The sequence below is a fragment of the Exiguobacterium sp. BMC-KP genome (assembly GCF_001275385.1).
Classification (GTDB): domain Bacteria; phylum Bacillota; class Bacilli; order Exiguobacteriales; family Exiguobacteriaceae; genus Exiguobacterium_A.
This window is the reverse complement of sequence record NZ_LGIW01000013.1, coordinates 20,009-39,687: the sequence shown is the minus strand read 5'-3', so window position 1 is coordinate 39,687 and position 19,679 is coordinate 20,009. Positions and strand designations below refer to the sequence as shown.

Sequence of the window (19,679 nt, the reverse complement as noted above, 5' to 3'; positions counted from 1 at the left end):
TCGATCCATTGCCTCTTCTTTGTCGTCGGAGTTCAAGTAAGTCATAAAAAAATCCGGGACGTTGCTAGTTTAGTTAACTGTGTTTCGGATACAGCCGAGGCTGTATAGCGAATGTGTCCTTGTTCAACGTAATACGGGGTCTCGAGCAAATCTTCTTCAAAATAATCAGCAGTACTTGCCATGTCGATCGGATAAGCGAGACCGGGAAGTGTCGCGAAGGCAAGTGTTTGGCGACGTCCGATGCCACTCTCGAACATGCCGCCGAGCCAGTACGGGGCTTTCGTTCGAAGCAATAAAGCATTCGTTAATCCACCGACGCGTGCAGGCTTGATGTTCAAAATCTGACCGGCACGTGTCATCTTCATCAAATCGGCATCTGCTGGAGCGACGATGGATTCATCAAGACAAATCGGTGTCTTCAGAAGTGCAGCAAGACGTTGATATCCAGACCAATCAGATGTTGCGAGTGGTTGTTCCATCATAACGAGACCGAATGAATCCCAATGTTGTAATAGAGGGAAATCCGTTTCAGTGAAACTACCGTTTGCATCAAACATTAAAGGCGCATCAGGAAAAGCTGACCGTACTTGTTCGAGCACTGCTGTGTCTGTCGGAGCAAGCTTCAGCTTGATCCGTCCATATCCGGAGGCAATAGCTTGACCGACTGCCTCGATTGTTTGTTCTGCTGATGCTCGTCCGAGTGCTTTCCCACAAGGGACGAGGCACGACTCGTCACCTCCGAGATAGGTAGCAAGCGATTGTCCGGATGCTGCTGCAAATAATTCATAGATGGCCCCTTCAAACATCGCCTTTGCCATCGGATTGCCTTGCACGATGCGGAAGCGATCTTTGACGTCAGCAGGACGATGGAGTGGTGGTTCAAGTAACCGATAAAGCAGCGGAGCGATCCCTTGGAGGGAGTGTTGTGTTTCGGACGTATACCACGGTGTATCAAACGCAACACCTTCTCCGTAACCGATTCGTCCTTCTGAATCGGTTACGCGTAGAATCGTCGTGCGGCGAACCGTCAACGTTGAGAGGGCGGTTTGCATCGGACGACGAAAGACGAGTGGAACATCGAACAATTCGGCGGAACGTAACGTGATACTCATAACGACTCTTTCAGTTGCTTACGAAGCAACTTACCGTTCGCATTGCGTGGCAACACGCTATGATAAATGTAATCAACTGGACATTTATATTTCGCGAGTAATTGGCTGATCTCTGTTCGGATGGTTGTTTCGTCAAGATTACTGACGATGAAGGCAACCGGAACCTGCCCCCATGTTGCGTCAAAACGTCCGACGACACCCGCTTCTTGAATACCATTGATCGATAAAAGCGCTGATTCGACCTCAGCTGGATAGATATTCTCACCACCAGAGATGATAAGATCACTTCGGCGATCGAGCACATAAAGATAGCCATCTGCGTCGAGACGACCTAGATCACCGGTCTTAAAAAAACCATCTGCGGTAAAGGCGTTTACCGTTTTCTCCTCGTCATGAAAATAACCTTTCATGATTGTCGGTCCTTTGACTTCGATTTCTTGATGACGCGTGATGCGAATTTGTGTCGGATGAATCGCTTGTCCAGCCGATCCGAGCTTTCGTAAAGCATCCTCAGGCAAGAGAGTTGCGATTTGGGAAGCTGTTTCTGTCATACCATATGTCTGCATGACAGGGATATTTCGATCAAGAGCTCGCGTCAGAATCGGTAAAGGGACGGGTCCACCTCCGGTTAATACGACGCGGAGCGAATGCCGACGAAGTCCAGCTTCGAGCAGTCGGTCGAGCATGACAGAAACGAGTGAGACATGTGTGATTCGTTCCGTCGTGATCCAGTGCAAGGCACGTTCTGGTGAAAAATGTGGCTCAAGAACGATTGGTACGCCGTAGATGACTGCCCGGTAGACGACAGCTAACCCACTCATATGGAACAGTGGTGTGACGATCAAAAAACGATCTTCCGGAAGTGATCCAATGTGACGCGCAGCATTCGTAGCACTCGAGAAATGATTCAACATCGTTTGTTCGACAGCTTTCGGATGTCCGGTCGTACCACTCGTAAAGAGCATGGATTGGATATATTGCTTGGGCATATGGCGTATTAACAGGTCAGGGGCTTCTTTTTCATAGGAAAAAGAGCGACACGGAATCGCTGTATCGAGTGCCCGGTCCGTCACGACGAGTCGTACATCTGCCTGTTTGAATTGACGTAATACTTCCGTTTGCGTCAAACGCGTATTGATCGGGACGACGGTCAATTCGAGTAATTGAGCTGCGTGAAGTGCGACGATGTAACGTGCACTCGATGGACCGTAAAGGGCGATCCGGTCTCCACGTGACACGATTGTCGCCCAAGTACTTGCTAAGCGGTGGGCATGTGTATAGAGTTCGGACCACGACCAGCGCTCTGTCTCCGTAATGAGCGCCATATCATTCGGCTGTTCTTTTGCCCGTGTATAAATCCAAGGATACAAAATAGTCACTTCCTTTGTGATGAATATACGAAAAAGGTTCAACGTCATAAGACGATTGAACCTTCTTTTCATTATGGGAAACGCGGGAACTGTCCGAAGTCAGGATTGCGTTTTTCTTTGAACGCATCGCGTCCTTCTTTTGCTTCGTCTGTTGTGTAGTACAACAATGTCGCATCTCCTGCAAGTTGCTGGATACCTGCAAGACCGTCTGAATCGGCATTGAATGCCGCTTTGAGGAAACGAAGAGCAGTTGGTGAATGTTGAAGAATTTCAGCACACCATTGAATCGTTTCTTGTTCGAGATCTGCAAGTGGAACGACCGTGTTGACGAGTCCCATATCGAGTGCTTGTTGCGCATCATATTGACGGCAGAGGTACCAGATTTCGCGCGCTTTCTTGTGTCCAACAACGCGTGCAAGGTAACCAGAACCATAACCAGCATCGAATGAGCCGACTTTAGGACCTGTTTGTCCGAAGCGGGCGTTGTCTGCAGCGATTGTCAAGTCACACACGAGGTGAAGGACGTGTCCGCCACCGATTGCATAGCCTGCGACCATTGCGATGACTGGTTTCGGGATGACACGAATCAAACGTTGAAGATCAAGGACGTTCAAGCGTGGAATTTCGTCTTCACCGACATATCCACCATGTCCGCGTACCTTTTGGTCTCCGCCAGAACAGAATGCGAGATCACCTTCACCTGTTAAGATGATGACGCCGACGTTTTGATCGTCACGTGCACGTGAAAATGCGTCAATGAGTTCGTGGACCGTGTGTGGTCGGAACGCGTTGCGAACTTCTGGACGGTTGATCGTGATTTTCGCGATACCGTTCCATTGTTCATATTTGATGTCTTCATAGCTACGGGCTGATACCCATTCCGGAGCGTATTTCATGTGAATTCCCCCAATATGTTAGTGATGAATAAGTAGATTCTTTACCATTGTAACAAACTTTTGCGGTTGGTCGATATGTGGGGCGTGCGAAGCATGCGAAATCACGTGAATTTTTTCAAATGATGCAGCCTGCAAAGCAATCGTTCGGAATTTTTCATCCTCTTCCCCGACAATCCAATCAATCTCTTGTGGAAGGCGTGACCAAAGTGAAGGCATGCTTCCTGTACCCTGCGAACGAAGCGAGGCACTTAGCCCTTCAACGGTTTGTGATAGACGTTCCTGACGCAGAAGCTGACGTTGAGGTTCAGGGAGAAGGGCTTGCGATTTAAACAGTCCAAGTGTCTCCCAGTAATTAATGAACGTCTCAAGTCCGTCTTTTTCAAGTCGATCAGCTAATATTCGATCGGATGCACGACGTGCTTTTCGATCCGTTGCCGTTTTAATGCCTGGTGTCGTGCTGACAGCGATCGTTCGAGCAACTCGCTCCGAGACGACACTCAGCATTAAAGCAATTCGTCCACCCATCGAATAACCGAGGACGACCCATTGCTCAGATCGAGTAGAGAGTAGCGTCTCGAGATCCTTGACCTGTTGCGTCAAACGCATCCGTTGATCGGGCGCTGGTACCGTCTTTCCATGTCCCATCAAATCAAGACGATAGACAGTGAAGTGAGGAGATAAATGCTCACTTAGCATGTCCCACGTTGAGAGGGATCCTGTAAAACCATGGAGCAACAGGAGTGGAGGACCAGATCCTTCGATTTTCACGTGATAGGGATGACCGCGTAAAATCATCGGAACACCTCGTCTAACGCTTGATTCGTCACGTCCCAAATCGAACGATGCATCTGTACGTTTTCGATTCGTGTCGTCTTGACTTCGAGAATCCGAGTGACGTTTGTCTCTTCCGCAAGTGATTGACGTAACGCAGCAATCGAATCGATCGCCTGATAGGTCACGCCATACCCAGAAGCGAGGGAAGCGAAGTCAAGATGTTGTGGTGTACCAAATAGTGGCTCGAACACTTCTTGCTCGAGTTGTTGTTGTGGTAAAAAGCTAAAGATACCACCACCCGCATTGTTGACGAGGATAATCGTTAACGGAAGCGTGCGCGCTGTCATTAGCCCGTTGATATCATGAATGAATGCCAAGTCACCAACGAGTAAATAGCGGTGTTTGGCATCAAACGTTGCTCCAAGAGCACTCGAAAGAATACCATCAATTCCATTTGCGCCACGGTTCGCGAGCAGACGAAGGGGTGTGCCTGTCGGCAGGAACGTATCAACGTCTCGAATCGGCATACTGTTTGAAACGAAGAGACTTCCTTCCTGTAATGTCGTCAAGGCGCGAACGACATTATATTCCGTCATCTCTTCTTGATTAATCGTCGTAAAGGCATTCGCGACGAGTCGCTCCGCCTGTTGTAATAGTGCGAGATACGTAGGATCATGCAAAATGAGTTCCTGATGCTCGAGTTGTCGCGCGTGACCAATCACGAAATCCGAATGGAGTTGCGGGTCACGCCAGTTACCTGGATGACCGACGACCGTCGTCGAGATGTCCCGAGACCAGAGCAGATAAGGTTTTGACGTTGGCATGGCACCAAAACGAATGATGCGATCCGGTCGAACGTGCTGAGCAGTAGCAGGATGTTTTAGCCATGTATCGTAATAGGCAAAAACATGATCTTCCTGCGATTGCCGCCCTTGACTAAGTGGATCTGCTAAGACTGGAATACCCGCTTTTTTCGCATATGAAATGACAACCTGACTGTCCGTCGCAGTGAGTTGAGGTCCAAGCACAAAAAGAAGACGCTCTTCTTGAAGCGCAACCGTTAAGGCGTTATTTACTTCCGATGTCGGGGCAGATAATTCGCCGACAGGACATCCTGTTCGTAAGAGATCGAGTTCCGGGACAAGTGGTTCTCGTAACGGGACGTTGATTTGAACCGGTCCTGCTGGTTCCGTCAGCGAGAGTAAGGCTGCCCGTTGTGCGACATGAGCAACGTAAGGAAGACTCGCTTCCTCCGCTAAAGGTAGATCAAACGCATGTCGGACTTGTTTTCCGTACAATCCGACTTGATCAATCGCTTGTGGGGCACCGACATTACGTAACTCATGTGGGCGATCGGCCGTCAAGACGATTAGTGGAAGTTCGAAAATATTGGCTTCGGTCACTGCCGAATAATAGTTCGTCGCAGCGGTACCGCTTGTACAAATTAAGGCAACAGGACGAACGTGATCTTCCGTCCGCGTCAAACCTAATGCAAAAAAACTAGCCGACCGTTCGTCAACAAGGACGTGGGTACGGCTAGACGGATGCAGAAATGCAGCAATAGCCAGTGGTGTCGACCGAGAACCGGGACTGATGACGAAGTCCCGGACACCAGAAGCGACGAGCGTATCGATTAACGTATGCATCCACTTAGTCAACATAAATATCATCCTTTTCAATCGAACCGACATGTGACAGTGCTTGTAACATCGGTGATAGTTTAGTTTCCGTCTCTGCCAGCTCACTATCGAGATGAGAGCCTTCGACAAGACCACAACCAGCATAAAGAATGACCGCCCGTTCCGTAAACAGTCCGGAGCGGATGGCAACGATGAATTCCCCATCATCCTGTCCATTCATCCAACCGACGGGTGAACCGTACCAACCCCGTTCGAACGTCTCGATTTCTTGGATGGCATCGACCGCCAACTGTTTGGGTTCACCACCAAGCGCAGGTGTGGGGTGCAGTTTTTCAATCAATTGAAACAATGTCACGTCTGCTTTTAGACGTGCTGTGATTGGAGTATAAAGATGTTGGATATGGCGATTCTTCAAGAGAATCGGTGTGTCCGGACAATCCAGTTCCTCCGAAAATACAGATAACGTCCGTTCTATCGAATCTGCAACGATACCGTGCTCCATCCGATTCTTTTGGTCTTGTAAGAGTGATTGACCAAGTGCTTCGTCCATCTCATCGGTCTCGTGACGTGGTGCGGAACCAGCAACTGCTGCCGTCTCAAGGCGACGCCCACGTTTTTGAACGAGTCGTTCCGGTGTGGCGCCGATGAAGGCTTCTTCTGGATTCGGTTGGAAACAGAAGACGTAACTACCAGGCTGTGTGTCTTCTAGTTCAGCAACGACAGCTGCCACGTCGAGCGGGCGATCCAGTTCATAAACGACCTCCCGTGCAAGGACGATTTTTTCAAGTGTTGTCTCCAAGTAATGCATCGCTTGTTGGAACGACGCTTCAAACGCCTCATTTCCATCCCGCGATAGCCGTAGACGCGTGACGCCTGACAAAGTCGATGCTTGCGGTTGATTGACTTTGGCGAAATCGAGTGCGAGTTGATTTAAGATTGAATCGACTTGATCCATCGGTTCGACACGAGCAAAAATCGTCACGCGTGTCTGTCCGTCTTGCTCTAAAAATAAAAACTTCGGAATCGTCATCGAGGCATCACCGAATGAAGACCAGCGATAGTCTGGTTGTTTGAGTTCAGCGAAAGAAAAACCACTGAACGCAAACAAATCATGACCGACGTGATCGCGATTTAAGTTTGCCCATTGTGATTGAATTCGTAAAAAACGATCCGTTCCTGAAGCCTGAAGTTGTTGTACGATGCCAAACCCGATGGCCCGCATCGAGCGATCAGGTGTCGCGAAATAAAATCGTTCCTCGATACCCTGTTCGAGGGAACGCATGTCAGTTGCTTCGATTTCCCATGAATACGAAGCGAGTATAGGTCGTTGTGAGGCGTTTGCCTGACTGACGGCCTGTTCGATACACTGTTTTAGCTCTTGTTGAGCGTAAGCCATACCGCTCATTGCCCCCTAGTCTGTAGATACTGTGATATGTTTCACTTAATCTAAGTGTAAACTTTTTACGGACAAAAAAGAAGGAATAAGCTATCTGGGATTGAACATTGACAGCAAAAAACGAAACCCGATACACTTAGACAGGAAAGGGGTTATTATATGAATAAATCAATCGCTGTCTATTGGCGAATGACACGACCACATACCTTAACAGCAAGTTTTGTTCCGGTCGTCGTCGGTACGGCAGTTGTCGCACCACGTGTGGAGTCGATACGCTTGGATTTGTTCGTGGCGATGTTGATCGCATCGATGCTGATTCAAATCGCAACGAATCTGTTCAATGAATACTACGATTACAAACGTGGTTTAGATACGGAGGAGTCGGTCGGAATTGGTGGATCGATCGTTCGTGACGGGTTCAAGCCGGGTACGATTCTAGCGTTCGCGCTTATATTGTACGGGATCTCGGCATTACTCGGTGTGTATCTGTGTATCGAGACATCGTGGTGGTTGCTTGTCGTAGGACTCATTTCGATGTTCGTCGGATATATCTACACGGGTGGACCGCTCCCGATTGCCTATACGCCGTTCGGGGAAGTCGTTGCCGGCTTTTTTATGGGGTATATCATCATCGCAATCTCTGCGTACTTGCAAATCGGTTACGTTCCGACAGAAGCCGTTGCGATTTCTATACCAGTCGCCATTTTAATTGGTTCGATCCTACTTGCGAATAATATTCGTGATTTGGATAATGATAAGGTCAACGGGCGAAAAACGATTGCGTGTCTCGTTGGACATCGCCGTGCTGTATATGTCTTAGTTGGATTTTTTGCAGCCGCTGTCCTCTCTCTTATCATTGCTGTACTCGCATTCGAGGTCTCGTGGTTTGCGCTACTTGCATTGTTAAGTATTCCACTGATGATCAAAGCGGTGCGTCTCTTCTGGGAAGACCTACCACCAGAAAAACTGATGCCTGGAATGGCACAGACTGGTAAGGTGAACACGATTTTTGGTCTTTTACTCGCAATCAGTCTTGTCATTGCAAATATCTGATGTTAAGTCAAAGCAGCAGGCGATTCGCTTGCTGCTTTTTTCGTATGAAGAGAGAGAACAGTTATAAAAAAAGTACTTCGGTTGTCACTGATTTAAAATTTTACTATAATTGAAGCAATGTGCCTGAAAGACCAATTCAAGGTCGGAAATCAGGAAATATGGTTAGAGGTGGAACTAGAATGAATAAAATCGCGGTAATCGGAAAAGTATTCGTCGACATAAAAGGAACTTCGTTCGCTCCCTTGCACAAGGATGCGAAAAACGTAGGAGACATCACGTTTTCGAATGGAGGAACAGGACGCAACGTAGCACAAAACCTAGCCGTCCTCGGGAATGAAGTTCGCTTTATCTCGACGGTTACGAATGACCAGATTGGCGTAGGAGTGCTCGATGAGCTGAAATCTTACGGTGCGAATGTGGATCATGTCGAAATGTTAGAAGATCATGGAATGGGTATGTGGCTAGCTGTTATGGACAACGAAGGTGACTTGCAAACATCGATCTCAAAACAACCGGATGCCAAGTTGCTCGAAGAAGCGATTTTACGTCAATCGATCTATGCACTTGATGGAGTCGATGCCGTAGCGATCGATCTTGATTTGTCTGTTACTGTGCTCGAACGTTTGATTCATTTATGCCGCAAAATGGAGTTACCATTGTTTGGTGTTTGTGGTCACTTGAGCGTCATTGAACGAAATCGTCATCTGCTACAAGGATTCACTGGATTTATTTGTAGTCGAGAAGAAGCAGAAATTCTGTCTGATCTATCGATCGTGACAGTGGAAGATGCGATTCATGTAGCAAACGAATTAGCGAAAAAAGGAGCGCCATTCACGGTCGTGACAATGAGCGAACTCGGTGCGGTCTATGTCGATCGTCGTACGGCGACATCCGGTCACGTCGGAACGAAAAAAGTAAAGGTCGTCGATTCGACTGGAGCAGGCGATTCTTTCTTCTCCGCTGTCTTGTCTGAACTGACACAAGAAAAAACTGCAGAAGAAGCATTGAAGCTTGGCATGAAAGTCGCAGCAGAAGTCATCGCTTCGACAGAGAACGGGCTCGTTCCTGAAATGCTGGATGCTATTCAATAAGTAGAATTTGAAAAGGGGGTGGCGTCATGCCGATTCAACGAAGTGCGATCATTTTACGAAACGAACAGGATGAAATTGCGTTAATTCGTCGGGATAAACCGAACGAAACGTATTATGTCTTTCCAGGCGGTGGAAAAGATGACGGAGAATCGCTAGAAGAGACAGCGATTCGCGAAGCACATGAAGAACTTGGTGTCGACGTGGAGTTGACCGGTATAGCTGCTATCGTCCGATTTAATGGATTCGATAACCCTTATTTTTGGGCAAAAACAATAGGTGGTCGTTTTGGGACGGGAACAGGTGAAGAATTCGAAGAGGAAGGATCGGGTTATACGCCAGTTTGGATCAAACGTTCAGAGTTACCTTCGTTGCCGATTCGTCCGCCGTCACTCGCCAAACAGTTGGCAGAAATGACAGAACCGTTCTATGAATTAATTCTTTCTGAGAACGAATGAGGTTTTAGTTGAAATAAAATGGGAAAAGTATATTAAAACAATGAGGTGGTCTTTGACTGCCTCTTTTTCATGAAGGAGAGATGACGATGGCGCATTCACGCGATCCAAAAGGGCTTGCCCTTAACTTAAAGCAGCGAATGTCCGATCATAACATCACGGATTATGCAGGGACGCTCGCTTATTACTGGTTTTTATCCATTTTCCCAGGTATCATTTTCGTCATTTCCGTCTTATCTTTCTTTGATATTGATCGGCAGACGCTCGAGTCGCAAATTCGAGATCTAGCGCCAGGCGGAGCCGTCAACACGTTTACGGATACGATTTTCCAAGCCATTAAGGAACCACAAGGTGGTCTGTTATCAATCGGTGCGATTCTTGCCGTCTGGTCGGCTTCAAAAGGGGTCGATCGTTTGATTACGACGGCGAACCATGCGTATGGCGACTTCTCACCCCGTGGTTTTGTCGCAGCACGAGGAATCGCCTTATTACTCACGATCGTACTTGGAATCGGGATGTTGTTGCTGATCGTCTTGAATGTCCTCGGTGGTCCGATTATTACTTACCTTGCGAATTTCGTCCTCCCGATCGATATGGGACAAAAAATCTTACTGACCGTCTTACGGTACGTCGTGTCGACGATTCTATTGATTGGTATTTTGTCAATTTTCTACCGCGTTGCACCAAAGCGTCCGATTACGTTTAAAGAAGCGATCCCAGGAGCTGTTTTCGGTGTCATCGTCTGGCAATTGTTATCGGTTGGATTTGGTTTCTACGTCTCGAACTTCTCCAATTACAATCAAACGTATGGTTCGCTCGGTAGTGTCGTCATCTTGTTGCTATGGCTCTATTTCACAGGTTTGATCATTTTACTCGGTTCTGAATTGAACGCCTCGTGGGAACGGTTCATGAAAAAAGCAGATCCGAAAAAGATGGAAGAGAAACGCTTGAAGGAACAAGCAGAACTCGATTCGATTCCAACGAATACATTCGGATGAAGGTACAAAAAAGCCTGACTGCCATGTGGCGGTCAGGCTTTTTTGATGATTAAGCAGCTAATTGCTTTTCAGAAGGACGTGGTGTAAGACGTGGTAAAGCGTCCTGTTGGAGAAGACGTAAACCATTCAAGATGACAAGAATCGTCGATCCTTCGTGTCCGACGACAGCGAACGGCATGATCAAGAACTGTGACAAGTTAGATGCGATCAATAGAAGAATGACACCGATCGCCAGCATGATGTTTTGTTTGACGATTCGGTTCATCTTCCGTGCTTTATGCACAGCATAGGCAAGGCGACCTAAATCATTTTTCATCAAGACGACGTCAGCCGTTTCAAGCGCAGCGTCTGTTCCTTCGCCCATGGCGATTCCGACATGCGCCAGTGCAAGTGCTGGAGCATCGTTAATGCCGTCACCGACCATCGCAACGGTCCGACCTTCTGTTTGATATTGCTTGATATACCGGACTTTATCCTCCGGTAGACATTCAGCGACGAAATCCGTTAATCCTGCTTCGCGCGAAATAGCAGCTGCCGTCACCGGATTATCACCTGTCAACATGATTGTTGCGATTCCGAGATCATTTAAAGCAGCAATCGCTGTTTTGGCTTCAGGACGAATCGTGTCACGTAGCGCATAAAGTGCTACGATTTGCGATCCATTACTGACATAAACGATTGTATGTCCCTGTTCTTTAAGCGATTGTTCAATCGCGACGAATGGATCGTCTAAACCATCGTGGAATGCCCGTTTACCAATGCGATACGTGACACTATCGACGGTTGCCTCAATTCCGTATCCTGTTACATCTTTGAACATTGACGGCTCACGAACATCGGCTTTTAAGTGGTCAACGATCGCTTGTGCGAGCGGATGATTCGACTGTGCTTCAATAGAAGCGACGGCTTGTTGAACAGCTTGAACATCCAAGCCTTCGGCGTAACGACTTTCTGTAACGACTGGTTTACCTGTCGTCAGCGTACCCGTTTTGTCGAAGACGATCGTGTCGACTTGTCCGAGTGTTTCAATGTGTGCGCCTCCTTTAAAAAGAACACCATTTTTCGCAGATGCGGCAATTGCAGACAAGGCAGCAGGTGTAATCGACGCCACAAGCGCACAAGGGGAGGCGACGACGAGTAAAATCATCGCGCGGTAAATACTTGTCTCGAACGTCCAACCGACGATGTAATGAGGAAGGACCATCATGAGTGCGACGACAAGCAATACGATTTTGACATAACGGCTTTCAAACCGTTCGATAAACTGAGCAGATGGGGATTGCTCGCTTTGTGCATTTTGAACCATATGAATGATTTTTTGGAACAATGATTCATCTGCAGCTTTCGTCATCTCAATCGTTAAGACACCGTTCATGTTGACAGTCGAATTATAGACAGTATCACCGGTCTGTTTTTCAACGGGGATTGATTCGCCAGTAATCGACGCTTCTTCAATCGCCGCTTGACCACGAATGATGACACCATCAACCGGAATTCGTTCACCCGGACGAACATAGACGAGGTTACCGATCGCTAATTGTTCGATTCCAACGACTTCGAGTTGTCCGTTTGCGTTCAGGCGTGTTGCTTCTTCTGGCTGTAAAGACATCAAACTTTGTAGAGCGCGTTCGTTTTTATTCATCGTATATGTTTCAAGGGCACCGGATAATGCGAAGATGAAGATAAGAATTGCACCTTCCATCCAGTATCCGATAGCAGCAGCACCGATCGCTGCTAAAATCATCAGCAGTTCAACATTCAACGTCTTTTCTTGATACGTCTCCGTCAAGCCTTCCTTTGCTTTCGCATATCCTCCGATCACATATGCAGATAAGTACAATGTGACATAAACGGCAGACGCCGCATTGAATTTTTCAAGTCCGTAAGCAACTAAAATCAATATTCCGCTAAACAATGCTAGAATCAATTCGTGATGCTCATCCCAAGCATGACGGAATACGGAACGCTGTTGAACATCGGTAGTAGTGGAAGTCGTCATATTAAAACTCCTTTCAAAATGTAAATGAGAAATGAAATCATTATAGAAAGAGAATGAGAATGTGATATATCAATGCGTTTAACTGATTGATAATGAGTTTCATTGTCTCTAGATTATAATTATTATTATCTGTAGGATTACTATACCATGCTTCAGTGAAAAGGAACAGGAAAGGAACCAGAAAGATGCAAAAAATTTTAACCCATCGGATTGGACTCGTCGTCTTTGCGTTACTGACGACTTTTTTGTGGGGAAGTGCGTTTCCCTTCATTAAGAAAAGTTATGAATTATTACAAATCACGTCTTCCGAATACGGAGAGCAACTACTGTTTGCGAGCTATCGTTTCTTTTTAGCAGGTGTGTTGTTACTTGTCGTCAGTGTCTTCGTCTTCAAACAGACAATTACGCTAAAGGAGCGGACCTATGCCTATAGCCGACTCGGCTTCTTTTTGACCTTCTTGCAGTACGTCTTCTTTTATATCGGTTTATCTTTATCAACCGGCGTACAAGGATCAATCATTGCCGGATCGACTTCGTTCTTTCAGATGTTATTGGCTCATTTCCGGTACGAGGACGATCGACTGAATCGATTTAAAGGACTCGCCTTGTTCCTTGGATTTACAGGCGTCATCTTGGCGAACTGGCCGCAAGGTGGACAAGGTGTCTCGTTTGGAGTAGGGGAAGGATTGTTGATTGCGGCAATGGTTTCCGGAGCATTCGGTAATTTGATCGCAAAAGAATACTCGGCACGTTATCCGGTTGCGCCGATGACAGGATGGGCGATGGTCATTGGGTCAATCGGTCTCTTCATTGCGGGTGTCATACTTGATGGTCACGTCGCGCCGTTCAGCTTTTCAACGACTAGTGCTTGGATGCTCGTGTATCTCGCCTTTTTATCGGCGACTGGATTTACACTATGGAATTTACTGATGAAATATAATCCTGTCAGTAAGGTGTCGTTATTTATGTTCTTCGTACCGATCTATGGAGTCAGTTTATCTGCCTTGATTCTTGGCGAGGCGATTCCGCCGCAAGCGTTGTTAGGTCTCTTGTTCGTTGTGGGTGGTATTTTAGTTTCCACGTACTTGCCTGTCTGGTTTCAAAAGCGAGGTTGACGAAGATTCAGAATCGTGCAAAAATAGTTTCAATTAAAGTAACTCCCAATCGTTCGTTGCTCAAGCCGACCCGTTCGGCTTTTTTCTGTACGGTCATCTAAAGACCGATTCGGCCTTGTCTGAAAGGCTAGTGCGACTATTAAACGAAAGGAGATGAAAACGGATGGAACGGAATGAGATCGTTCGAAAGATCATTGCCACTCGTCGTCCACGTGATGAGTTTGCCCGGTTCGTCGTGACGTGCGTCAGTCAGCAATTGAAGGAAACCCATGGAGATGTGGATGTAGAGATCATTGAGGCGGAGAGAGGTTACGATTCAGTGTGGTCAATCAACGGTCGAGAGGTCGTCGTATTGCTCGAGACAGAAGAGTTAAAGCGCGCAAAGGAACAACCGTATGCAATCGACGATAAGCTCTGGCGGAGTTTTCGGCAAGAAGGAATCGTGAAATAAAAAAAGGATCTTGCGCATCAGTGGCGCAAGATCCTTTTTTAGATTCGAGGTGTCTCGTGACGTTTTGCATATCGTAAGAGAAAGGCAAGTGTCGCAAGGACAAGAACGAATAAACTAAAATATAGCGTAGCTGGAAGCTGCACGAACAGACTGCCGGCAATCGGTCCGAGAATCGAACCGAGACTAAAGGCGATTCCGGCAAGTAAATTACCGGTTGGTAGGAGATGACGTGGTAATTGTTCCGTCATATAGGCGACGCCAAGCGAATACGTTGAGCCGAGAGCCATCCCACTAATTGCAAAGATTGCGAACAGCCAACCATATTGCTCGAAGGCGAAGCAGGCAATGAGAAAAGCAACGGATCCAATCGAGAGTACCGTCACTAACGTCCGACGTTTCCCGAAGTGATCTGCGAGCCGTCCAAGTGGTAGTTGCATAATCAATGAGCTAACGACAAACGTCGTGATCAAAGTACTTGTTTCTGATAACCCATACCCATTACGCGTCGCAAACACAGGGAAACTGGCATTCAGTGTGGCTTCAAGAAAACCGTATGTAAAGCCAGGTAGTAGCGTGAACCAAGCAGTCGCTAAGACAAGTCGATAGCGGGAGGCAGCGCTTTGTAATTCCTCCGGCATGACGGTCGATGGCTTTTCATTCGGCATACGTGATAACAAAATCAGAACGATGACAGTCAAAGTTCCTGTTAACACGAAAGGCAACCAGTCAATGATATCAACGAGTGGCGCAGCAAGAGGTCCGAGGGCAAAACCAAGACCAAATGCCATACCGTACAATGACATCGTTCTTCCCAATCGTTCGTTCGGTGTAATGGACGTGACCCAAACTTGTGATCCGTAGTGTAACGTTTGATCACCGAATCCAACGAGAAAGCGTAGAATCATCCAAGCAATGATGCTCGGAAGGAGCGGGAATAAAAATACAGCGACAGCAACTAGAGCAAGACCGAATGAAATGACTGGAATATAGCCGCGTCGTCGCAGTGGTCCTTCCATTAAAGGAGCAGCGACGATGACACCAATATAAAGAACGGCAGCGCTAAGACCGTTAATGAAGGCTGGTGTTCCTTGACGTTCAAGTAAAATGGATAACAGTGGAATCAACAGACCTTGCGTGAATCCGGAAATGAAGACAATCGATAAGATAAGTGCAAAACGACGTGACACAAGTAACGACGACCTTTCTTTTTCTTTTTAGCATAACACGCCCCGGACTCTGAAAAGGGAGACCGGGGCGTGCTTCATTTATTTTCTTGTTCGAACCGTGTTGGACGCGGCATATGCAGAAGATGTTCGTCCCAGTCCGTTTGATCGAATACTTCATCATGTTCGATGCTATGTGAAGCGCGAATACCAACCATCATGACGAACAAGACCATGCTGAACGTACCGATGATTGCAACAATACCTACGAGCCATTCCATCCCGGTCACCCCTTTTAGAAAAACAGATTGTGTCTACTTTGTGACATTTTTCCCGGGAAAGAATTGTTCAAAACCTCTTTTTTAGATTTAAAGCCGACTCGATTGTTTTGTGAAATCAATCTGAGGGTAATATGCATTCTTCACAAGGGCGTTTGGTCCGAGGCATTGCACTGCAGGACAGTGACACGACAAGCTTTTATTCAGTTCCGTTTCTTGCCACTCGGCATACGCATCATTGAAGGATGTCTCATGAATCGTACCGAGCGAAGCAAGTTCATCACCGAAATCCGTTACGATGATCTCGCCATCAAAGATGTTGACGTTGAGCCGAGAGCGACCATCAGGGTCATTGCGGACAGATACGTTTTTCTCTTGACGCAATCGTCGATGAAGTTCTAAATCCGCCTCTTCCATCGAGCAAGCATAGAAGGGGAGTGTTCCAAATAACATCCAGACGTTCGGATCCCGAACATCGAGCAAACGATGAATCCCATCGCGGATTTCGGGCAAGCTAGCCGCTTCGATCATCGACGCGAAGTCAGCGGGGTACATCGGATGCACTTCGTGACGAACACAGCCCATATCGACGATTTCCTTATGAATCGCTTCAAGATGTGGTAAGGTCCGTTTATTGATCATCGTCTCAGCAGAAACGATGACACCTCGTGCATTCAGGATACGGGCATTCTCTTTCATCGTCTCAAATAGCTTCGTCCGTGCTTCGCGTGACGGTTTTCGTTCCATCATCGCAAAGCCACCATCGATGAAATCATCGGCTGTTCCCCAGTTATGTGAGATGTGCAAGACATCTAAATAAGGAATGATTAATTCATAGCGAGATAACGGAAGTGTTAAATTTGAGTTGATTTGGGTTTTAGCGCCACGTTCGTGGGCATACTTAAGTAAAGGGACCACATATTCCTTGACGGACTTCATTGAGAGCATCGGTTCTCCACCTGTGATGGAAAACGCACGCAGATGTTCGATTTCATCCAGGCGTTGAATGAGTAGTTCGACTGGAATTTCAGGTGATTCGCTACTGGATAACATGTAACCGACGGCGCAATGTTCGCAGCGCATGTTACACAGTTTTGTTGTCGTGACTTCAATGTTCGTCAAACGGACCGTGCCGTATTGTTCAATGTCACGATAAGCTTCCCACGGATCATTCGCGATCGTAATGGGTGATGAATGTGGCATATTTACTCCTCCTTTTTAGTGCTCCACCTCGTATCGTATGCTAAAATAACGTCGGAATCCAGCGGAAGAAAGGAAGTCTGAATAATGGGAAAAGCAAGAACTGATAAACTTGGTCAAATGAATGTGCTAAAATCAAGAATGCAGCTTCTCTGTCATACAATCGATTCACTCGATGAATCATCAGATATCGAAGATTTGGAACGACTGATCGTATCACTGGATCAATTGAAGGCGAAGGTCGTTCGATATGCGAAGGATATGAAAGAACAAGAAGAAACGAAAAAAGCGGTAGATTGAGACCGCTTTTTCATTTGCGTAAAGAGGAAGGATGAAATCAATGGCAACAAAAATCAAATTACAGACGGGTGAGGTCCGTTCGGTCACTTGTCTACGAATGGGAATCAACGGTGAAGGGATCGCAACGCTTGAGCGACAGATCGTCTTTATCCCAGGGTTACTTGTAGGGGAGACGGCACAAATCGAGATCACAGAAATCCATGCGAACTATGCGAATGCAAAAATCTTAAAGCGTGACGATCGTTCACCAGACCGTGTGACACCACTTTGCCCAGTCTATAGTGTCTGTGGTGGCTGTCAATTACAGCATATGAGTTACGATGGACAATTACGTTATAAGGAAGAGATGCTTCGCAATGCCTTCTTGAAATCAACGAAGTTGAATGTTGAGAAGGCTGATATCCGTCCGACGATTGGCTCGAAGGAGTGGGGATACCGCAACAAGTCACAATTCGTCGTCGGGAAACAAAACAATGAAATCGTCAGTGGTCTCTATTCTGCGAATTCCAATCGTCTTGTCGCAATCGACGATTGTGTCGTCCAAAATAAGGATACGCTTCGCGTCAACCAAGCTGTCACGAAATTACTCAATAACTATAAAGTGCCCGTTTACCATGCATCAAAACAAGACGGTGTCATGCGACATATCGTCGTTCGGACAGGAATCAAAACAGGCGAAATTCAAGTTGTGCTCGTTGCCTTTAAAGATGGCTTCCGTGATCTAGAAGGGCTGTCCCGCGATATCATGGATATTCCAGGTGTCGTCTCGGTCGCACTGAACATCAATGACAAGTTGACGTCACGTGTCTTCGGAGAAGAGACGGAAGTGTTGCGTGGTATGGAACGGATCGAAGAAGAGATGGGCGAGTTCACGTATCAATTGTCGCCACGCGCTTTCTTCCAGTTGAACCCAGAACAGGCAGAACGAATGTATGAAGAGATTGCCCGTGCTGCTGCTTTAACAGGCGAAGAACGTGTCGTTGATGCATACGCAGGTGTCGGTTCAATCGGACTCTGGATTGCTAAGGGTGCGAAAGAAGTCCGCGGGATGGAAATCATTGAAGAAGCAGTTGAAGATGCGAACGCGCACATGAAGCAATATGGCTTTGATCATGCGCATTACGTCGTCGGTAAGGCAGAAGCATGGATTCCACGTTGGGTGAAGGAAGGCTGGATTCCAGATGTCTTCATCGTCGATCCACCCCGTTCAGGTTGCGATACGCAGTTATTGAACGCAATGATTTCGTCTAAGGCGAAAAAAATCATCTATGTCTCGTGTAACCCGCAGACGCTTGCACGTGATTGCGATCACTTAATGAAAGCGGGATATAAGGTATCGTACATTCAACCGTATGATATGTTCCCACAAACGGCACACGTCGAAGCGATCGTCGTGCTCGAAAAGAAGAAAAAGAAAAAGTTCTAAGTATGAAACAAGCCCGTATGCACACTCGTTAAGAGGAGTGCATACGGGCTTTTTTTCTGCGACTGATCACTTACGTTTGTGAAACATAATCGAACGTGGCGTCACATTCGGAAAAACGTTCTTTCAATTGAGTGACGCGGTCAGCTGGGAGTGGACCACGTTCAATCAGCTGCTGGTTCACAGCGAGGTGTTCTGGTCGAGACGTTCCGATGATGGCCGTCGTAATGCCTGGTTCAAAAATTGTAAAACGAAGTGCGGTCTCAAGCCAGCTTGATTCTTCGAGTGGATAAGCGAGTTGTTGCGCCCGTTCCCAGTAGGGTTCAACATATTGTCCGACCGGACGATCCGTAAAGCGCCACGGTGCATTACCGATTGGACGTTTGGCGATGACCCCGTGATTCAAAAGTGTAGGCAAGACTTGATCGACGCGTTGGTCGAACAGATTGAAGGATGTCTGAAAACTATCGAAGCGTTTCGTTTCGATGGCATACTGCAAATCTTCCCGATCACCAGAATAAGCGATGACCCGGACTTTCCCAGCTTGTTTTGCTCGTTCCAGCGCCTCGATGACGTCACTTTGAGCAAGAATCTCTCGGCTGCAGGAATGTAAGTGTACGATATCAAGATAATCCGTTTGCATCGTCCGTAAGGCTTGATCGATGCCGCCACTGACCGCTTCAAAGGTCCAATCCTGTGCACCCGCTACATCATAGCCGACCTTCGTCGAGAGAATGATGTCGTGACGACGATTCTTTAGGAATTGCCCAACACGTTGCTCGGATAAGCCATAGCCGCGTGCTGTATCGATCAGATTAATACCAAGATCCCGTGCTTGTTCCAGTAAATAGACGGCTTCGCGATCCGTCATCTGTTCTGCACCAATATGACCGGCTCCAAAACCAAGCGGAGAAACAAGTAAATCGGATGTTCCAAAACGTCTTAACTCCATGAACGACAATTCCTTT

18 protein-coding genes and 1 pseudogene are annotated in these 19,679 nt (G+C 47.1%); 8 read left to right on the top strand and 11 right to left on the bottom strand.

The genetic code is table 11. The features are described 5' to 3' along the window. Positions 1 to 41 precede the first annotated feature (41 nt). The 6 genes from menC to ADM98_RS03030 form a co-directional block, all read right to left on the bottom strand. Entirely contained in the window at positions 42 to 1,112 is a 1,071-nt protein-coding gene (menC, locus tag ADM98_RS03055; RefSeq protein ID WP_053452207.1) for an o-succinylbenzoate synthase, read from the bottom strand. Then, positions 1,109 to 2,491 (bottom strand): o-succinylbenzoate--CoA ligase, encoded by a 1,383-nt coding sequence (gene menE, locus ADM98_RS03050; RefSeq protein ID WP_235504820.1) that lies wholly within the window; start codon positions 2,489 to 2,491, stop codon positions 1,109 to 1,111. Before menE ends, menC begins: the two co-directional genes overlap by 4 nt. 62 nt (positions 2,492 to 2,553) lie before the next feature. Continuing rightward, positions 2,554 to 3,378: a 1,4-dihydroxy-2-naphthoyl-CoA synthase gene (gene menB, locus ADM98_RS03045; RefSeq protein WP_053452205.1), complete on the bottom strand. Its 825-nt coding sequence runs from the start codon at positions 3,376 to 3,378 to the stop codon at positions 2,554 to 2,556. Positions 3,379 to 3,396: 18 nt separating this feature from the next. Then, complete coding sequence (menH, locus tag ADM98_RS03040) at positions 3,397 to 4,173, bottom strand: 2-succinyl-6-hydroxy-2,4-cyclohexadiene-1-carboxylate synthase (protein WP_053452204.1); 777 nt, start codon at positions 4,171 to 4,173, stop codon at positions 3,397 to 3,399. Further along, complete coding sequence (gene menD / locus ADM98_RS03035) at positions 4,170 to 5,813, bottom strand: 2-succinyl-5-enolpyruvyl-6-hydroxy-3-cyclohexene-1-carboxylic-acid synthase (RefSeq protein WP_053452203.1); 1,644 nt, start codon at positions 5,811 to 5,813, stop codon at positions 4,170 to 4,172. Before menD ends, menH begins: the two co-directional genes overlap by 4 nt. Continuing rightward, the gene (locus ADM98_RS03030) at positions 5,803 to 7,188 is read right to left on the bottom strand and encodes an isochorismate synthase (protein ID WP_053452202.1); all 1,386 of its coding nucleotides are present in this window, start codon (positions 7,186 to 7,188) and stop codon (positions 5,803 to 5,805) included. The genes menD and ADM98_RS03030 overlap by 11 nt, the downstream gene beginning before the upstream one ends. Before the next feature lie 159 nt (positions 7,189 to 7,347). On the opposite strand from ADM98_RS03030, the gene ADM98_RS03025 reads away from it, so the two are divergent. From ADM98_RS03025 to ADM98_RS03010, 4 genes are all read left to right on the top strand, one after another. Continuing rightward, on the top strand, positions 7,348 to 8,241 hold the full coding sequence (locus tag ADM98_RS03025; protein WP_053452201.1) for a 1,4-dihydroxy-2-naphthoate polyprenyltransferase: 894 nt from the start codon (positions 7,348 to 7,350) through the stop codon (positions 8,239 to 8,241). Between the two features lie 179 nt (positions 8,242 to 8,420). Then, positions 8,421 to 9,332: a PfkB family carbohydrate kinase gene (locus ADM98_RS03020; protein WP_053452200.1), complete on the top strand. Its 912-nt coding sequence runs from the start codon at positions 8,421 to 8,423 to the stop codon at positions 9,330 to 9,332. 26 nt (positions 9,333 to 9,358) lie between these two features. Continuing rightward, complete coding sequence (locus ADM98_RS03015) at positions 9,359 to 9,787, top strand: NUDIX hydrolase (RefSeq protein WP_053452199.1); 429 nt, start codon at positions 9,359 to 9,361, stop codon at positions 9,785 to 9,787. 86 nt (positions 9,788 to 9,873) lie between these two features. Continuing rightward, positions 9,874 to 10,782 carry a YihY/virulence factor BrkB family protein gene (locus ADM98_RS03010; protein WP_053452198.1) on the top strand — a complete coding sequence of 303 codons (909 nt, stop codon included), beginning with the start codon at positions 9,874 to 9,876 and terminating at the stop codon, positions 10,780 to 10,782. Between the two features lie 49 nt (positions 10,783 to 10,831). On the opposite strand, the gene ADM98_RS03005 is transcribed toward ADM98_RS03010, so the two are convergent. Continuing rightward, the gene (locus ADM98_RS03005) at positions 10,832 to 12,781 is read right to left on the bottom strand and encodes a heavy metal translocating P-type ATPase (protein ID WP_053452197.1); all 1,950 of its coding nucleotides are present in this window, start codon (positions 12,779 to 12,781) and stop codon (positions 10,832 to 10,834) included. A 185-nt stretch (positions 12,782 to 12,966) separates the two neighbouring features. Between ADM98_RS03005 and ADM98_RS03000 the strand changes: the two genes are divergently transcribed. Further along, entirely contained in the window at positions 12,967 to 13,896 is a 930-nt protein-coding gene (locus ADM98_RS03000) for a DMT family transporter (RefSeq protein ID WP_053452196.1), read from the top strand. 163 nt (positions 13,897 to 14,059) lie between these two features. Continuing rightward, entirely contained in the window at positions 14,060 to 14,347 is a 288-nt protein-coding gene (locus tag ADM98_RS02995) for a hypothetical protein (protein WP_023467290.1), read from the top strand. Positions 14,348 to 14,385: 38 nt separating this feature from the next. On the opposite strand, the pseudogene ADM98_RS02990 reads toward ADM98_RS02995, so the two are convergent. From ADM98_RS02990 to yfkAB, 3 genes and pseudogenes are all read right to left on the bottom strand, one after another. Further along, positions 14,386 to 15,537: pseudogene (locus tag ADM98_RS02990) on the bottom strand (MFS transporter); the annotation flags it as partial. A 71-nt stretch (positions 15,538 to 15,608) separates the two neighbouring features. Continuing rightward, positions 15,609 to 15,791 carry a hypothetical protein gene (locus tag ADM98_RS02985; RefSeq protein WP_023467292.1) on the bottom strand — a complete coding sequence of 61 codons (183 nt, stop codon included), beginning with the start codon at positions 15,789 to 15,791 and terminating at the stop codon, positions 15,609 to 15,611. 87 nt (positions 15,792 to 15,878) lie between these two features. Beyond that, the gene (gene yfkAB, locus ADM98_RS02980; protein WP_053452194.1) at positions 15,879 to 16,991 is read right to left on the bottom strand and encodes a radical SAM/CxCxxxxC motif protein YfkAB; all 1,113 of its coding nucleotides are present in this window, start codon (positions 16,989 to 16,991) and stop codon (positions 15,879 to 15,881) included. A gap of 84 nt (positions 16,992 to 17,075) precedes the next feature. On the opposite strand from yfkAB, the gene ADM98_RS02975 reads away from it, so the two are divergent. Both ADM98_RS02975 and rlmD read left to right on the top strand, forming a co-directional pair. Next, positions 17,076 to 17,288, top strand: coding sequence for an SE1561 family protein (locus tag ADM98_RS02975; RefSeq protein ID WP_023467294.1), 213 nt, complete (start codon positions 17,076 to 17,078; stop codon positions 17,286 to 17,288). Positions 17,289 to 17,328: 40 nt separating this feature from the next. Beyond that, positions 17,329 to 18,714, top strand: a complete 1,386-nt coding sequence (gene rlmD / locus ADM98_RS02970; protein ID WP_053452193.1) for a 23S rRNA (uracil(1939)-C(5))-methyltransferase RlmD — start codon at positions 17,329 to 17,331, stop codon at positions 18,712 to 18,714. A 70-nt stretch (positions 18,715 to 18,784) separates the two neighbouring features. Here the strand turns inward: rlmD and ADM98_RS02965 are convergent, their stop codons facing one another. Continuing rightward, the gene (locus ADM98_RS02965) at positions 18,785 to 19,663 is read right to left on the bottom strand and encodes an aldo/keto reductase (RefSeq protein ID WP_053452192.1); all 879 of its coding nucleotides are present in this window, start codon (positions 19,661 to 19,663) and stop codon (positions 18,785 to 18,787) included. Positions 19,664 to 19,679: the final 16 nt, after the last annotated feature.

Excerpts from the sequence above, each read along its gene's own strand:
- menC (WP_053452207.1), bottom strand. The coding sequence starts at position 1,112 with ATGAGTATCACGTTACGTTCCGCCGAATTGTTCGATGTTCCACTCGTC.
- menB (WP_053452205.1), bottom strand. The coding sequence starts at position 3,378 with ATGAAATACGCTCCGGAATGGGTATCAGCCCGTAGCTATGAAGACATC.
- menH (WP_053452204.1), bottom strand. The coding sequence starts at position 4,173 with ATGATTTTACGCGGTCATCCCTATCACGTGAAAATCGAAGGATCTGGT.
- menD (WP_053452203.1), bottom strand. The coding sequence starts at position 5,813 with ATGTTGACTAAGTGGATGCATACGTTAATCGATACGCTCGTCGCTTCT.
- ADM98_RS03030 (WP_053452202.1), bottom strand. The coding sequence starts at position 7,188 with ATGGCTTACGCTCAACAAGAGCTAAAACAGTGTATCGAACAGGCCGTC.
- ADM98_RS03025 (WP_053452201.1), top strand. The coding sequence starts at position 7,348 with ATGAATAAATCAATCGCTGTCTATTGGCGAATGACACGACCACATACC.
- ADM98_RS03020 (WP_053452200.1), top strand. The coding sequence starts at position 8,421 with ATGAATAAAATCGCGGTAATCGGAAAAGTATTCGTCGACATAAAAGGA.
- ADM98_RS03015 (WP_053452199.1), top strand. The coding sequence starts at position 9,359 with ATGCCGATTCAACGAAGTGCGATCATTTTACGAAACGAACAGGATGAA.
- ADM98_RS03010 (WP_053452198.1), top strand. The coding sequence starts at position 9,874 with ATGGCGCATTCACGCGATCCAAAAGGGCTTGCCCTTAACTTAAAGCAG.
- ADM98_RS03005 (WP_053452197.1), bottom strand. The coding sequence starts at position 12,781 with ATGACGACTTCCACTACTACCGATGTTCAACAGCGTTCCGTATTCCGT.
- ADM98_RS03000 (WP_053452196.1), top strand. The coding sequence starts at position 12,967 with ATGCAAAAAATTTTAACCCATCGGATTGGACTCGTCGTCTTTGCGTTA.
- ADM98_RS02995 (WP_023467290.1), top strand. The coding sequence starts at position 14,060 with ATGGAACGGAATGAGATCGTTCGAAAGATCATTGCCACTCGTCGTCCA.
- ADM98_RS02985 (WP_023467292.1), bottom strand. The coding sequence starts at position 15,791 with ATGGAATGGCTCGTAGGTATTGTTGCAATCATCGGTACGTTCAGCATG.
- yfkAB (WP_053452194.1), bottom strand. The coding sequence starts at position 16,991 with ATGCCACATTCATCACCCATTACGATCGCGAATGATCCGTGGGAAGCT.
- ADM98_RS02975 (WP_023467294.1), top strand. The coding sequence starts at position 17,076 with ATGGGAAAAGCAAGAACTGATAAACTTGGTCAAATGAATGTGCTAAAA.
- rlmD (WP_053452193.1), top strand. The coding sequence starts at position 17,329 with ATGGCAACAAAAATCAAATTACAGACGGGTGAGGTCCGTTCGGTCACT.
- ADM98_RS02965 (WP_053452192.1), bottom strand. The coding sequence starts at position 19,663 with ATGGAGTTAAGACGTTTTGGAACATCCGATTTACTTGTTTCTCCGCTT.